Origin of the sequence: Tunturiibacter empetritectus (assembly GCF_014201375.1) — a bacterium.
GTDB classification, from domain to species: domain Bacteria; phylum Acidobacteriota; class Terriglobia; order Terriglobales; family Acidobacteriaceae; genus Edaphobacter; species Edaphobacter lichenicola_D.
Genome location: NZ_JACHDZ010000002.1, coordinates 110339 through 124055 on the forward strand (window position 1 = coordinate 110339; position 13717 = coordinate 124055).

The following is a 13717-nucleotide window of genomic DNA, read 5'->3' on the forward strand; positions in this document are numbered from 1 at the left end:
GCAGAGGAGCATAAGAACTCTCGCAAAGTTTCCCAACGTTGATTAAGCATTATGCTTTCCATCTCCAGAACTCGAGGATGATCTTATGCGTGTATTGCTGGTCGCTCTTTTCTTTCTAACGATCACCGACGTATCGTCCGCGCAAGCAGTCTCCTCAGGGTTCCAAACTGAAATCACAGCGTTCAATCGAAGACTCGAAGATGCGACCAAACGAATGAACAACGCCGATGTAATGTCGCTTTGGGCAGACGAAGGAATCAGTTTGCTGCCCTCCACAAACCCTCTGGTTGGGAAGGCTGCGATCGCAGCCTTCCTCGACAGGGTTACCGCGCAGCTCCAAAACGCAAAGATGGAAAAGTTCGAACTCCAGTGTTCTCCCGCTGAAGGCGATGGCAACTGGGCTTCTGAGTGGTGTGATGAACATCAGGTTGTCTCGTTGCCGGGCGGAAAACCACCCTTTGACGGTCGGGGTGGAGTGCCCGATCTTTTGTGCCGTTGGATGAGTTAGTGTAACGCAGCTATCTCTGAGTTCAAGTAGCCGCCGTCGGGGGTGTGGAGAAGTGGGAAGCGCGTAGCGGTTTCCACTTCTCCATGCCCCGTGTTGGATGTCAGCCATGCTTCCGGTGCCGGTGACCTGTAGCCCAGCGAGGAGTGTGGCCGGATCGTGTTGTAGTGGACGCGCCATCGTTCGGCCAGCACGCGCAGTTCTTTCATCGAGTAGAAGATCTCGCCGTTCAGGAACTCGTCCCTGAGCTTGGAGTTGAAGCTCTCGCAGTAACCGTTCTCCCAGGGAGAGCCAGGCTCGATGTACAACGTCTTTGCTCCTGTCTTGGCCAGCCATTTTCGTAGGTCCTTAGCTACGAACTCCGGCCCGTTGTCCGATCGAAGATGTTCCGGCACTCCTTTCAGCACCATGACATCAGCCAGTGCAGAGATGACTCTGGCGGTGGACCAGCGGCGTTCTGCACGCACGAGCAGGCTCTCGCGCGTATGTTCATCGATCAGGTTGAGAAGCCGTACGCTGCGACCATCATGCGTCCGCGCGCTGACGAAGTCGTAGCTCCACACGTGGTTGCGATGTGTCGGTCTGAGCCGTACACACGAGCCGTCGTTGAGCCACAGTCGTCCTCGTGGCTTCTGCTTCTGCGGTACCTTCAGCCCCTCGCGACGCCAGATACGCTCCACGCGGTCCTTACCCACCCCCAGCCAGCTCGCTTCAGCAACGCCGTGATGCGGCGATATCCGTAACGACCGTACTGGCTGGCAAGCTGGATGATCGCCTGCGTGAGTGCATCTTCGTCTTCACACCGCATCGCACGATAGCGCTGTGTGCCGCGCGGCTGGTTGGCCAACCGGCACGCCCTGCGCTCCGTCATCCCATGCTTCTGCTGCGCATGAGTTGTAGCGATGCGTCGTCGCCCAGGGCTTAGAAGTTTCCCGAGGCGAAGTCCTTCAACACAAGGTTATCCAGGCTCAGGTTCGCGACCAGACGCTTCAGCTTGGAGTTCTCCTGCTCCAGTTCCTTCAGCCGCTTCGCCTGATCCACCTGCAGCCCACCGTACTCCTTACGCCAGCGGAAGTACGTCTGCTCCACGATACCGGCTTCCTTACACGCCAGAGCAGTCGTCTTCCCGTTCGCGATCGCTACCTCGATCTGCCGCAACAGATTTACCACCTGCTCAGGCTGGTACTTCTTGCCTCGTCCCATATGCTCTCCTTGTCCATTGTCTCTCTTCTCCACTGGCACATTTCAAGCCGGGCACTCCAGTGCTACTATTCATTCGTAGTACGAAAGGATAGGCCAACATGAGCAAACCCAAGATGTACCCTGTTGAAGAAGCCATCAAAGCCCAGAAAGCTCTCCGTTCGGCCGCCGGACTCGGACCGGAACAGTTTCCGATCCAAGCCTTCGTCGGCATGATCAGCGATGAGATTGAGTCGTTGCGCAAGCGCGGCAAGACCGATAACGAGATCGCAGAAATGATCCAGCAGAACAGCGCCATCGAGATCACCCCGCAACAGATCGCCGAGAACTACGCTTCGCCCGAGGAGCGGCATCAGCATGGGGAGCAGTCAGTTCCTGCAAATTGTCTCCGTTCTGCAGCGGACTCAGCTCGACCATCCGCTCCAGGCCGGTCAGTAGCCCTTGTCTTTCAGTTCCAGACATCGCCGTAAACAGTTCGGCCATGAAGCGACGGAATTCTCCAGACGCGGTGTTCTTGAGACGCGTTCCTTCTTTTGTGTTCAGGATGTCCACTTTACGGGCATCCTGATCGCTTTTTCGCCGCAGCACCAAGCCACGATCTTCCAGCGAATCGACAGTAATCTTCAGCGAGGCAGGGCTAAGGTTTAGCTTCTGCGCAAGCTGCGTAAGGGTTAACCCTTCGTCCGGAATGACGTTCAAGGTCATGAACTGAGTCGCGCTCAACCCAGCACGATGAAACCGATTAAAGTTGGCAGCTTGCACCACCTGGCGGACGTGCATCCAGGCAGCCAGAAATCGGCCCGTCTCCTCTTCGAGAGCAGATGCAACATTACTCATGATTCACCCTTTCTGGTCTCTGTTCGGCTAATCCAGTTCTGTATCGCTGGCGGGTTTCTTAACTGCGAGTGTAAGACCGTATTGCGCGACCTTGACCCGCAGCTTGAACTAACTACTTTGACATCTTTGATTTAGAAGTGAGAAGAAATGGCTTGCCGGTCTCCGAGGAATACTGCAAGTATAGAAAGGTTCTCCCTCTTCTGATTGCCTTCTACAGCCGACTAATGAGATGGTCGGCCTCTTGATTCCCCGGCCGCCATAGATTCCTCTGCCTCCATAGAGGGACCGTGGTGCTGTTTCTGACAAGGAGGATCATCGACATGCAGATACACTCGGTTGGCATCGATCTGGGTAAGACACGTTTCACCTCGTTGCACTCGGCGCTTTCTTCTCAAATCCATAACTGATACCACGGATCGACTGAACGAGATTACGAGCAAATTCGTGAGCTTGCAGGGCCTCGCAACCATCCCAATTTGCCTGGAGCGCTAATCAGCTCGTCACGCTGATTTCTTGACGCTAGCTGAATCCTGCCGTCTTGCATGCTTCTTCGAGGATGAAGCTCTCTTCTTCTGAAGCGATTGAGTTGGCTTCTTCCAAGCCAGCTTTACGGAAGCTGCAAGCTGTTCCTGCCGAGCTTTGCAGAAGGGTGCATAGTGGCGTTCCGTGATCTTCACGCTGGAGTGTCCCAACAGAAGCGAGACTTGATCGATAGGCACGCCGGCGAGCAGCAGCTCGACGGCGAAGGTGTCGCGGAACATATGCGGATGGCACCGCTTCGGAGTTCCATCAGGCTTCTGAATGTCTGCCAACTTGAAGAGCTTCCAGTACGATCGCTGGAACGCCTTCGCCGCGCTACGCGGATCTCCATTGCCCGACCAGAAGAAGTAGCTCGGATGTGAGTTCGGCAGCGTCCGGAGTGCCTCTCCGACCTCGTTCGGGATGACGACGTTGACGGGTACGCCGGTCTTGGCGCGGTAGAGGAAGATCTGATTGTCGCCGTTCTCATTCTTCGAGAGCCGCTCCCGTTCCAGCGATGTGGCATCGAGGATAGCAAGTCCTGACCACCGCATCAGCAGCGTCAGCGCGCGGAGCCGCTGACTGCGATGCTGATTGTCGTTGCCACCGCCGTATTCGTACTTCTCTGTGGCAGCGACGATCTGCTCGAATTCTTTAGGCAGGAAGTAATCGGTAGGCACGACATTCGGCGTCTTTGGTTTCTTGAGTGCATCCATCGGATTCTTGCGCCGCAGATCATTCGCTACGCAGAAGGCGAAAAAGGAATGCATCCGCTCATGCTTGCGGTGCGTGGTCACATCGCCGTTGTTCCAGGTGGAGCGGAACTCGGTCAGATCGACGGGCACAATTTGATCGATATGGACGAACTTGCGAGCTTCGCAGAAGGGAAGGAACTGGCGCTCGAAAAGGGTCCGCGACTTCTTACGGGACGAGTGCTCCAGCCCACGAGCCTCTTCGTCTTCGAGGAACATGCGGATCGCATCTTGAACGGTCGCACGACGGGGCCGCGCTTGATCCACGCGAGTGGGATCGGACTCAGCTTCCTTCTTGCGGGCATTTCGTTCCGCTTGCTCCCAGCTTCGCGTTCCGGCAGACTCGCGGATGGCATCTCCATTAGACAGGACGCCGCGGAGCCATTTGGGGCAGCGGCAGCGCCGCCATTGGGTGTCGTTGGCGTGGCCGCAGTCGGCGGCGTGACGAGTATAGATATGGAGCATCGGAAGCAACCTCCGTATAACGAGGTTAACTCAGGTGGCGGTACAAAGTTGGTACAGTTCGCCCGCGCCGCCTCTAAGTCTATGATTTATAAGGTAATAAAATGGTGGCCAGAGACGGGATCGAACCGCCGACGCCGGCCTTTTCAGGGCCGCGCTCTACCACTGAGCTATCTGGCCTTGGCATGGAACGCCTGTGATCGGGGATCGCCAAGAACCGCCGCGCGCTAATGCTACATCTGTCGCCCCGGCTTTTCAGGGGAGCCCGTCGCCGGCGGGGGAGCCAGCAACGCAAACGCATTCTAAGTATAGCAATCCCGAGCCATACCGCCAACTCACCCGTCTCGCGCTATCCTTTCTCATCATTCGAACTTCAAGGACGCCCATGCTCCGTCGTCTCCAAAGCATCACGCCTGCATCATTTCTCCTTTGTTTCGTCACCGCTGCTCACGCGCAAATCGCAGCATCACCGGCCGCATCTGTCTTTGCGAAGGGAACCGCCGCGACTCCCACGCCACGCGAACAGCGGGCTATCAAGGCCTTCAACACCGCAAGGCAAAGCCCTCTCCAACTCAACGCCTTCCTCACCCGCATGCCCAAAGGCGCGGACCTGCACATGCATCTCGCAGGCGCCATCTACGCCGAGACCTTTATTAAGGATGGCACCACCGATCTTCTCTGCGTCGAACCCACCACCCACAGCTTCATCAAGCCGATCGGTACCACCCGCAGCATCCCTCCGCAGCCCGTCTGTGGCGAGGGCAATGTCCGCGCCGAGGACGCCTTCAAAGACCAGAAGCTCTACGACGCTCTCGTCGATTCCTTCTCCATGCGCGCCTTCGTTCCCAGCGCAGGCGTCAGCGGACACGATCAGTTCTTCGCCACCTTCGACCGCTTCCGCAGTCTCAACAAATCCCACACTGGAGAATGGCTCGACGAAGTCGCCACTCGCGCTGCCGCTCAGAACGAGCAATACCTGGAGGTCATGGAGACACCCATCTTCACCGACCTCTCGAAGATCGTCTCGAACATTGATTGGCCCTCTACCCCTGCCGATCCCACGCAAAACCGCACTGGCGACGCCACCGGCACCAGCCGCGAAGACCTCAGCCATCTCCGCGATACCCTCCTCAAGGCAGGCCTCCGTGAAGAGGTTGCCGTCGATCGCAAACAGTTAGACGACGCCCTTGACGCTCGTGACCGCATCGAAAACTGCGGTCAGCCCAGCGCCCGATCAGCCTGCTCCGTCAAGGTCCGCTTTCTCTACCAGGTACTCCGCGCCTTCCCCCCACAGCACGTCTTCGCGCAGACCCTGCTGGCCTTCGAGGTCGCCTCAGTCGACCCGCGCGTCGTCGGCCTCAACTTCGTCCAGCCCGAAGACGCCTACCTGTCCATGTCCGAATACCACCGCCAGATGTTGATGCTCGACTACCTTCACAGCGTCTACCCCAAGGTCCACATCGCCCTCCACGCCGGCGAGATTGCCCCTGGCCTCGTCCCACCCGATGGTCTTCGCTTTCATATTCGCGAAGCCGTCGACCTTGGCCATGCCGAACGCATCGGCCACGGCGTCGATGTCATGTACGAAAACGAGCCTCAAGCACTGCTGAAAGAATTAGCCGACCGCCACATCATGGTTGAGATCAACCTCACCTCGAACGACGTTATCCTTGGTGTCACCACGCCCTGGCATCCGCTTCCGTCCTATCGCGCCGCCGGCGTTCCTATCGCTCTCTCCACTGACGACGAAGGTGTCTCCCGCATCGATCTCACCAACGAGTACACGCGCGCCGCATTGGACTTCAACCTCTCCTACCTCGACCTCAAACAATCCGCCCGCACCAGCCTCGAGCACAACTTCCTGCCCGGCCCCAGCCTCTGGCAGCAGCCCGACGTCTTCAGCAAAACCGTCGCAGCCTGTGCCGGGCAGCCTTTAGGAAGCGCCAATCCAACCCCAAACTGCCTGAGCTTTCTTCAATCCAGCGAAAAAGCCGCCGAACAGTGGGAACTCGAACACCGCTACGAACTCTTCGAATCCAATCTGAATTAGGGCGCCCTCAGATGCGCCGAACATCAACATCGTCACATCAAACGTTGGTCGCACATTGCCCCATATCTTTGTAGGGCATTTCTACAGATCGCACTAGACTCAACCCGAGAGTTCATCCATGAAAAAAGCAGTGGCCACTTTTCTTCAATTTGTTCTCTTCCTGTTAGTTTTCGTCATCGGCAGCTTTGCCCATCCGTTAAATCTGCAATGGGGCCTTACGGTGACTACTCCTACCGTAACTCGGTACTTCGTGGCGGATGGACTCGTCCTTATGTTTATCCTCTACGCGCTTATTCTCGTTATTGAGGCTTTAACCAAGCGCCTGCGAAGTTACGCAGCGTGGACGACGTTTGCCCTCATTCTCGCAACAGTGCTCGGGTTGATGATCAAGATAGGTTTCGTCACTCGGTCTGCCTACTAGGGTTCTATGACATACGACATCTTCCATCTCCTCACCGAAGCCCAGAGCCGCCTCGATGAAGGCTTCGCCCATCTGCCGCCCGCACCCACGCACGCGTTAGGCGAAGCTGCATCAGACATCCTCCATCAGGTGGCCGATCGCCTGCACGACAACTATCCCTACGCCCATCCTCTCTACGCCGGCCAGATGCTCAAGCCGCCTCACCCCATCGCCCGCGCCGCCTACGCGCTGGCCATGTCGGTCAACCCCAACAACCACGCCCTCGACGGCGGACGCGCCAGCTCCGCCATGGAGATCGAAGCTGTCGCCGCTCTCGCAAAGATGTTTCACTGGCCCCAGCATCTCGGCCACCTCTCCAGCGGCGGCACCTTCGCGAATCTCGAAGCCCTCTGGGTCGCCGGCCAACTCGCGCCAGGCAAGGCAATCGCCGCCTCCGACCAGGCCCACTACACGCACAGCCGCATCTCAAGCGTCCTCGGCCTGCCCTTCCTCGCCATCCCCTCCGACGACCGCGGCCGCATGGACCTCCACGTCCTCGAGCATCTCCTCGAAACCCAAAACATCGGCACCGTCGTCGTTACGCTAGGCACAACGGCCATCGGCTCGGTCGATTCGCTCGACCAGATCCTCACCCTGCAGAAAAAATTCCACTTCCGCATCCACGTCGATGCAGCCTACGGTGGTTACTTCACCCTCGCTTCCAGCCTCTCCCCCGAGACCCGCGCCGCCTTCGACGCCATTCCCCAAGCCGATTCCATCGTGATCGATCCCCACAAGCACGGCCTCCAGCCCTATGGCTGCGGCTCCATCCTCTTCCGCGACCCAGCCGTCGGCCGCTTCTACAAGCACGACTCCCCTTACACCTACTTCTCCTCGAAAGATCTCCACCTCGGCGAGATCTCCCTCGAGTGCTCGCGCGCCGGCGCCTCCGCCGTCGCTCTTTGGGCGACCCAGCAACTCCTCCCCTACATCCCCGGCGGCATCTTCGCCCAGGGACTCGAAGCCGGCCACACCGCGGCCCTCGAACTCCACCGCCGCCTCACCGAATCCCCCCACTTCCTCGCCCCGTCCAGCCCACCACAACTCGACATCGTCTTCTGGGCCGTCAATGCCCCCACACCGGAAGCCTCCTCGGCGCTAGCGCAGTCGATCTTCGACGAAGCCGCCAAGAACGATCTCCACCTCGCTCTCGCCAAACTCCCGGTACGTTTTTTTCCACATAATACCTGGCCAGATACCCCCTCAAACGACGCTGAAATTAAAGTCACCTGCCTCCGATCCGTCCTCATGAAGCCGGAACATCTCCTTTGGTTAGACCACTTATGGCAGCGCCTTCAGGCGGCTGCCGACAGCCAAGTCGGGTCAATCACCCGATAGCATGAGGAAACGTAACCAGAGTTCCATCTTTTGATGGAGAGTCGTTTGGTAGAATCAGCGTTAATTTCAAGCTCCAACGATCTCTTTCGGATCTCGCAGCGCACTCTCACCCGCCGATAGGGAATCATGTCATCGCAACCTGGGCCATCGTCGCGACGAGATACAAAATCGGATGAGAAAAGGATCAACCACCGCATGACTCTTCCCTCCGCCCCCATCCCTGTTACGACGCCCGATCTCTCCAACCGCACCATCGCTTACTTCTCCATGGAGATAGCTCTCTCTCCGGCCCTCCCCACCTACTCCGGTGGCCTCGGCATGCTCGCCGGCGACACCCTCCGCTCCGCAGCCGACACCGCCGCCCCCATGGTCGCCATCTCGCTCGTCCATCGCTGTGGCTACTTCCGCCAAAAGCTCTCCGACATCGGCCAGCAGACCGAAGCCGACGTCCCCTGGTCCCCCGAGACCACCCTCCCCAGCGCCAACCAGATCATCGCCCTCACCATGCAGGGCCGTCAGGTTCTCGTCCGTGCCTGGCGCTTCGACGTCGTCGGCGTCACCGGCCACATCATCCCTGTCTTCCTCCTCGACACCGACGTCGAAGGCAACGACCCCTGGGACCGCCGCCTCACCGACCACCTCTACGGCGGAGACACCTACTATCGTCTTTGTCAGGAGACTGTTCTAGGACTCGCCGGCGTCTCCTTACTCGACGCGTTGGCCTGTAAACCGAAGGTCTATCACATGAACGAGGGCCACGCCGCCCTCCTCGCTATCGGCCTCCTCGAAGACCGCCTCGCCGGCACCCCACTAAAAGACGCAACCGAAGCCGACATCGAGTTCGTCCGTCAGCAGTGCGTCTTCACCACTCATACCCCGGTCCCCGCCGGCCACGATCAGTTCGGTGTCGACCAGATGTACCAGGTTCTCGGCAACGACCGCGCCGCCGCCATCGACCAGTTCGGATGCCTCCACAACGGCCTCATGAATATGACCTACATCGCCCTGCGCTTCTCGCGCTTCGTTAACGGCGTCGCCATGCAGCACGGCAAGGTCTCCCAGCAGATGTTCCCCGGCTACAAGGTCTACTCCATCACCAACGGCGTTCACGCCGCTACCTGGCTCTCCCCCCAGTTTCAGGAGCTTCTCGACGAAGAGATCCCTCACTGGCGCACCGACAACCAGTACCTCCGCTCGGTCTACGGCATCGACCCGGCCCGCATCGCCGCCGCTCACAACAAGGGCAAGCTGCGTCTCTTCAGCGCCATCGCCAAACGCACCGGCCATCACTTCAACCCCAACGTCCTCACCCTTGGCTTCGCCCGCCGCGTCGCCACTTACAAACGCGCCAGCCTGCTCCTGCACGATCCCAAACGCCTCGTCGAGATCGCAGAAAAGATCGGCGGCCTCCAGATCCTCTACGCCGGCAAGGCCCATCCCGCCGACGTCGCTGGCAAAGGCCTCATCCGCGACGTGTTCGCCTCTGCCGCCAAGCTCAACTCCTCAGCCCTCAAGATCTACTACATCGAAAACTACGACTGGGAGCTGGGCGCTCTCCTCACCCAAGGCGTCGATGTCTGGGTCAACACGCCCCGCCGCCCCTACGAGGCCTCCGGCACCTCGGGCATGAAGGCCGCCCTCAACGGCGTTCCCTCGCTTTCCATCCTCGATGGCTGGTGGATCGAAGGCTGTGCCGAGAACACCACTGGCTGGGCCATCGAAGACGGCGAAGACGAAGCTGCTGAAGCAACCAGCCTCTACGAAAAGCTCGAAGAGTCGATCGCTCCGATGTACGCCAACCCTCACGCGTGGGCGCACATGCAGCGGCACTGTATTGCCATCAACGGCAGCTTCTTCAACACCCACCGTATGCTGGCGCAGTACTTCAAAAACTCCTACTTCCCACCCACACCGCTCTCCACAACCCAGACCAGCTACCTCGAGCACCGCCGCTCCACCGACGCGGTAGTAGCCGAACCCGCTCTCGTCTAACTGAAATAAATCGTATCGAGCAGGCAACGGGGAAGCAGGCGCCGAAGGCGCGTCAGCCTCGATGGCAGATCGCGCCGTGCGTGCAGCACGCCGTTGACTGTTTTTGGTTTCTCAAAGGGAAGCGGTCGACATAGAAACCGCTAATCCCCAGCCACAACCTCTGCCACCCGTCGCCGCCCAGCCCGTAGTCCCCGCACCCCCCGAGAGAACCTGCCCCTCACCCGATCGAAGAACAGATAAACCACCGGCGTAGTAAACAGCGTAAGCGCCTGCGACACGATCAATCCACCCACAATCGTGATCCCCAGCGGCCGCCGCATCTCGCTGCCCGCCCCACGACCAAGCGCCAACGGCAACCCGCCAAGCAGAGCCGCCATCGTCGTCATCATGATCGGCCGGAACCGCAGCATACAAGCCTCAAAGATCGCCTCCTGCGGCGTCTTTCCATGCTGCCTCTCCGCCACCAGCGCAAAGTCGATCATCATAATCGCGTTCTTCTTCACGATCCCGATCAGCAGAATGATCCCGATCATCGCGATCACGCTAAGGTCCACCTTGAACAGCAGCAGCGCCACAATCGCACCCACCCCAGCCGAAGGCAGGGTAGACAGAATCGTCAACGGATGAATGAAGCTCTCATACAGAATCCCCAGCACAAGATAGACCGCGACCAGCGCCAGCAGAATCAACCACGGCTCGCTCTTCAATGAATCTTTGAATGCCTGTGCCGACCCGGCAAATCCGCCATGAATCGCCGAAGGCATTCCAATATCAACGCGAGCCTGCTGAATCGCCTGCGTCGCCTGACTCAGCGAAGCCCCCGGCGCAAGATTGAACGACAACGTAGTAGCAGGCGACTGCGCCTGGTGATTCACTGCCAGCGGAATCCTCTGCGCCTCAAAGTGCGTCACCGCCGAAAGCGGCACCATCGCCCCCGTCGTGCTCTTCACGTAGATACTCTTCAGCGCATCCGGATCTTCCTGGAACTGCGGCGCAACCTCCATCACCACGTGGTACTGATTCAGCGGCATGTAGGTTGTCGAAACCTGCGTCTGCGCAAACGCACCCGACAGCGTCGAATCAATCGTCAGCGGCGACACCCCCAACCGGCTCGCAGTCGCGCGATCGATCACCAACTGCCCCCGCAATCCCAGCGCCTGTTGATCCGTAGCAACGTCTTTAATCTGCGGCAGTTGATCCATCGCAGCTTGCAGCTTCGGACCCCACTCATTCAACTCTTTGAGGTTGTCTCCGGTCAGTGTGTACTGATACTCCGTCGCCGTATTCCGCCCGCCAATCCGCAGATCCTGAAACGCCTGCAAATACATAATCACGCCAGGCAAGTTGCTGACCTTAGGCCGCAACCTGTTCACGATCACCTGCGCCGTGTCTCCCTTCTTCTTGCGCTCCGCATCCGGCTTCAGCGACATGAACATGAAGCCGCCGTTCGAATTTCCGCGCCCACCCGCAAACGCCGTAACATCCTCAACGCCTGGGTCCTGCCCCGCAATCGCCGCCAGCGCCAGCACATTCTTCTTCATCTGCGCGAACGATACATCCTGCTGCCCCTGCACCTGCCCGCCGATACGTCCCGCATCCTGCTCCGGGAAGAATCCCTTCGGCACCAGAATGTACAGATAAACATTCAGCACAAACGTCAGCACCGTAATCACCAGCACCAGCCTCTGATGCTTCAACACCCAGCGCAGCCCCAGCTCATACTCCGCCGCCAGCCACGCCAGCGCCCGCTCGCCCGAGCGATAGAACCACCCATGCTCCCGCCTGCCATGCGGCTCCAGATACTTCGCGCTCAACATCGGCGTAGTCGTCAGCGACACCACCAGCGACACCATAATCGCCACTGACAGCGTCACCGCAAACTCGCGAAACAGCCGCCCCACAATCCCACCCATCAGCAGAATCGGAATGAACACCGCAATCAGCGACGTGCTCATCGACACCACCGTAAATCCAATCTCCTTAGATCCCAACATCGCAGCCTGGTACGGCGACATCCCAGCTTCAAGATGACGGCTGATATTCTCAATCACCACAATCGCATCATCGACCACAAATCCCGTCGAGATCGTCAGCGCCATCAGCGAAAGATTATCCAGCGTATATCCCAACAGGTACATCACCGCGAACGTCCCCAGCAGGCTCAAAGGCACCGCGACTGTTGGAATCAAAGTCGACCGCACCTCCCGCAAAAACAGAAACACCACCAGGATCACCAACAGAATCGAGATCACCAGCGTCCGTGTCACATCCTTCACTGAAGCGCGAATCGTCGTCGTCCGGTCGAGAGCCACATGCACCGTAATCGCCGGCGGAATCGACGCCTCCAGCAGAGGAAGCATCTTCTTCACGTTGTCCACAGTCTCGATCACGTTCGCCGTCGAGGTCTTGAACACGATCACAAGAATCGCAGGCTTGCCGTTGAACACACCGGTAGCATGAACATCCTCAACGCTGTTGACGACATTCGCCACATCCTGAATCCGCACCACACCATGCGCAGTTCCTGGCCCGGCACCCATCCCGGTACTCGCAACGACAGGCGAAGCGACAGCCGCCGTCGAGCCGTTCGCCACGGCCGCATTCGCAGCAGTTCCGGCGCCAGTCGAACCCGCGCCTCCATTCACCGCCTGCGGATTGCTCGTCAACGCACTCGCCACCGAAGCAGGCAACCCCGTGCTCGCAGGCGCCGAACTCACCGGCCCGCGATCGGTCGCCACAATCAGCGGAGCATATGCTGCCGCGCCAAACAACTGATCCGTCGCACTGACACTCCACCGCCGCGTGTCATCCTGCAGATATCCCTTCGGCTGATTCACATTCACCGTGCCGATCGCCGCCCGCAGAGCCTCCAGCCCCACGCCATAGTGCGCCAGCTGCATCGGGTTCGCCTCAATCCGCACCGAAGGCTTCGCGCTCCCCCCGCAGAAGGTCTGCCCCACACCCGGTATCTGCGCGATCTTCTGCGCGAGAATACTGTCGCACGCGTCGTACAGCTGCGGCACGTTCATCGTGTCCGACGTCAGCGCGATAATCATGATCGGCGAGTCCGCCGGATTCACCTTGTAGTACCCAGGATTACTCGGCAGATTCGCTGGCAGCTGACTCCGCGCCGCATTGATCGCCGCCTGCACATCCCGCGCCGCCCCATTCACATCGCGCGTCAGATCGAACTGAAGCGTAATCCCCACCACGCCAGTAGAAGAATAGGACGTCATCTCGTTGACGCCGGCAATCTTCGAGAACTGCCGCTCCAGCGGTGTTGCCACAGACGAGGCCATCGTCTCCGGATCGGCGCCCGGCAAATTCGCACCCACCGAGATCACCGGAAACTCCACCTGCGGCAGACTGGCCACGGGTAGCAGCGTATAGGCCACCGCACCCGCCAGAATCACCGCCAGCGACAACAGAAACGTCGCTACCGGCCGCCGAATAAATGGTGCTGAAAAATGCATAGTCCCCTAATCCATTACCCTTTGCTTCTAGCCGTTTCTTCTTCTCTTGTTCTAGCCGTTGCTTCTAGGTAAGCCAAGGCTTTAGCCTTGGCCCTCTATCCCGCCCGCGAAGCGGGGGGCTTTAGCCCC

General features: G+C 59.0%; 9 protein-coding genes, 1 tRNA gene and 1 pseudogene. 5 read left to right on the forward strand and 6 right to left on the reverse strand.

The genetic code is table 11. The features are described 5' to 3' along the window. Positions 1–85 precede the first annotated feature (85 nt). On the forward strand, positions 86–508 hold the full coding sequence (locus HDF10_RS06520; RefSeq protein WP_183811787.1) for a YybH family protein: 423 nt from the start codon (positions 86–88) through the stop codon (positions 506–508). Here the strand turns inward: HDF10_RS06520 and HDF10_RS06525 are convergent. The 5 genes and pseudogenes from HDF10_RS06525 to HDF10_RS06545 form a co-directional block, all read right to left on the reverse strand. After that, positions 505–1708, reverse strand: a pseudogene (locus HDF10_RS06525) (IS3 family transposase). The gene HDF10_RS06520 and the pseudogene HDF10_RS06525 sit on opposite strands and share 4 nt — an antisense overlap. Before the next feature lie 65 nt (positions 1709–1773). After that, entirely contained in the window at positions 1774–2064 is a 291-nt protein-coding gene (locus HDF10_RS06530; protein WP_183811789.1) for a hypothetical protein, read from the reverse strand. Continuing rightward, positions 2009–2542 carry a MarR family winged helix-turn-helix transcriptional regulator gene (locus HDF10_RS06535; protein WP_183811791.1) on the reverse strand — a complete coding sequence of 178 codons (534 nt, stop codon included), beginning with the start codon at positions 2540–2542 and terminating at the stop codon, positions 2009–2011. The genes HDF10_RS06530 and HDF10_RS06535 overlap by 56 nt, the downstream gene beginning before the upstream one ends. 500 nt (positions 2543–3042) lie before the next feature. After that, a complete protein-coding gene (locus tag HDF10_RS06540; protein WP_183811792.1) occupies positions 3043–4278 on the reverse strand; it encodes a tyrosine-type recombinase/integrase in 1236 nt (411 codons plus the stop codon). A gap of 102 nt (positions 4279–4380) precedes the next feature. Then, positions 4381–4455: transfer RNA gene (locus HDF10_RS06545), tRNA-Phe, on the reverse strand. A gap of 205 nt (positions 4456–4660) precedes the next feature. On the opposite strand from HDF10_RS06545, the gene HDF10_RS06550 reads away from it, so the two are divergent. The 4 genes from HDF10_RS06550 to glgP all read left to right on the forward strand — a co-directional run bounded on the left by HDF10_RS06550 (position 4661) and on the right by glgP (position 10115). After that, positions 4661–6325, forward strand: a complete 1665-nt coding sequence (locus tag HDF10_RS06550; protein WP_183811793.1) for an adenosine deaminase family protein — start codon at positions 4661–4663, stop codon at positions 6323–6325. 130 nt (positions 6326–6455) lie between these two features. After that, positions 6456–6746, forward strand: coding sequence for a hypothetical protein (locus HDF10_RS06555; RefSeq protein ID WP_311732684.1), 291 nt, complete (start codon positions 6456–6458; stop codon positions 6744–6746). 6 nt (positions 6747–6752) lie between these two features. Then, positions 6753–8123 carry a pyridoxal phosphate-dependent decarboxylase family protein gene (locus HDF10_RS06560; protein ID WP_183811795.1) on the forward strand — a complete coding sequence of 457 codons (1371 nt, stop codon included), beginning with the start codon at positions 6753–6755 and terminating at the stop codon, positions 8121–8123. A gap of 195 nt (positions 8124–8318) precedes the next feature. Further along, complete coding sequence (gene glgP / locus HDF10_RS06565) at positions 8319–10115, forward strand: alpha-glucan family phosphorylase (protein ID WP_183811796.1); 1797 nt, start codon at positions 8319–8321, stop codon at positions 10113–10115. Between the two features lie 140 nt (positions 10116–10255). Here glgP and HDF10_RS06570 read toward each other — a convergent pair whose 3' ends face one another. Next, the gene (locus HDF10_RS06570; protein WP_183811797.1) at positions 10256–13588 is read right to left on the reverse strand and encodes an efflux RND transporter permease subunit; all 3333 of its coding nucleotides are present in this window, start codon (positions 13586–13588) and stop codon (positions 10256–10258) included. Positions 13589–13717: the final 129 nt, after the last annotated feature.

Bases quoted from the DNA above. Each gene is read 5' to 3' on its own strand.
- HDF10_RS06520 (WP_183811787.1), top strand. From the start codon at position 86: ATGCGTGTATTGCTGGTCGCTCTTTTCTTTCTAACGATCACCGACGTA.
- HDF10_RS06530 (WP_183811789.1), bottom strand. From the start codon at position 2,064: ATGCTGATGCCGCTCCTCGGGCGAAGCGTAGTTCTCGGCGATCTGTTG.
- HDF10_RS06535 (WP_183811791.1), bottom strand. From the start codon at position 2,542: ATGAGTAATGTTGCATCTGCTCTCGAAGAGGAGACGGGCCGATTTCTG.
- HDF10_RS06540 (WP_183811792.1), bottom strand. From the start codon at position 4,278: ATGCTCCATATCTATACTCGTCACGCCGCCGACTGCGGCCACGCCAAC.
- HDF10_RS06550 (WP_183811793.1), top strand. From the start codon at position 4,661: ATGCTCCGTCGTCTCCAAAGCATCACGCCTGCATCATTTCTCCTTTGT.
- HDF10_RS06560 (WP_183811795.1), top strand. From the start codon at position 6,753: ATGACATACGACATCTTCCATCTCCTCACCGAAGCCCAGAGCCGCCTC.
- glgP (WP_183811796.1), top strand. From the start codon at position 8,319: ATGACTCTTCCCTCCGCCCCCATCCCTGTTACGACGCCCGATCTCTCC.
- HDF10_RS06570 (WP_183811797.1), bottom strand. From the start codon at position 13,588: ATGCATTTTTCAGCACCATTTATTCGGCGGCCGGTAGCGACGTTTCTG.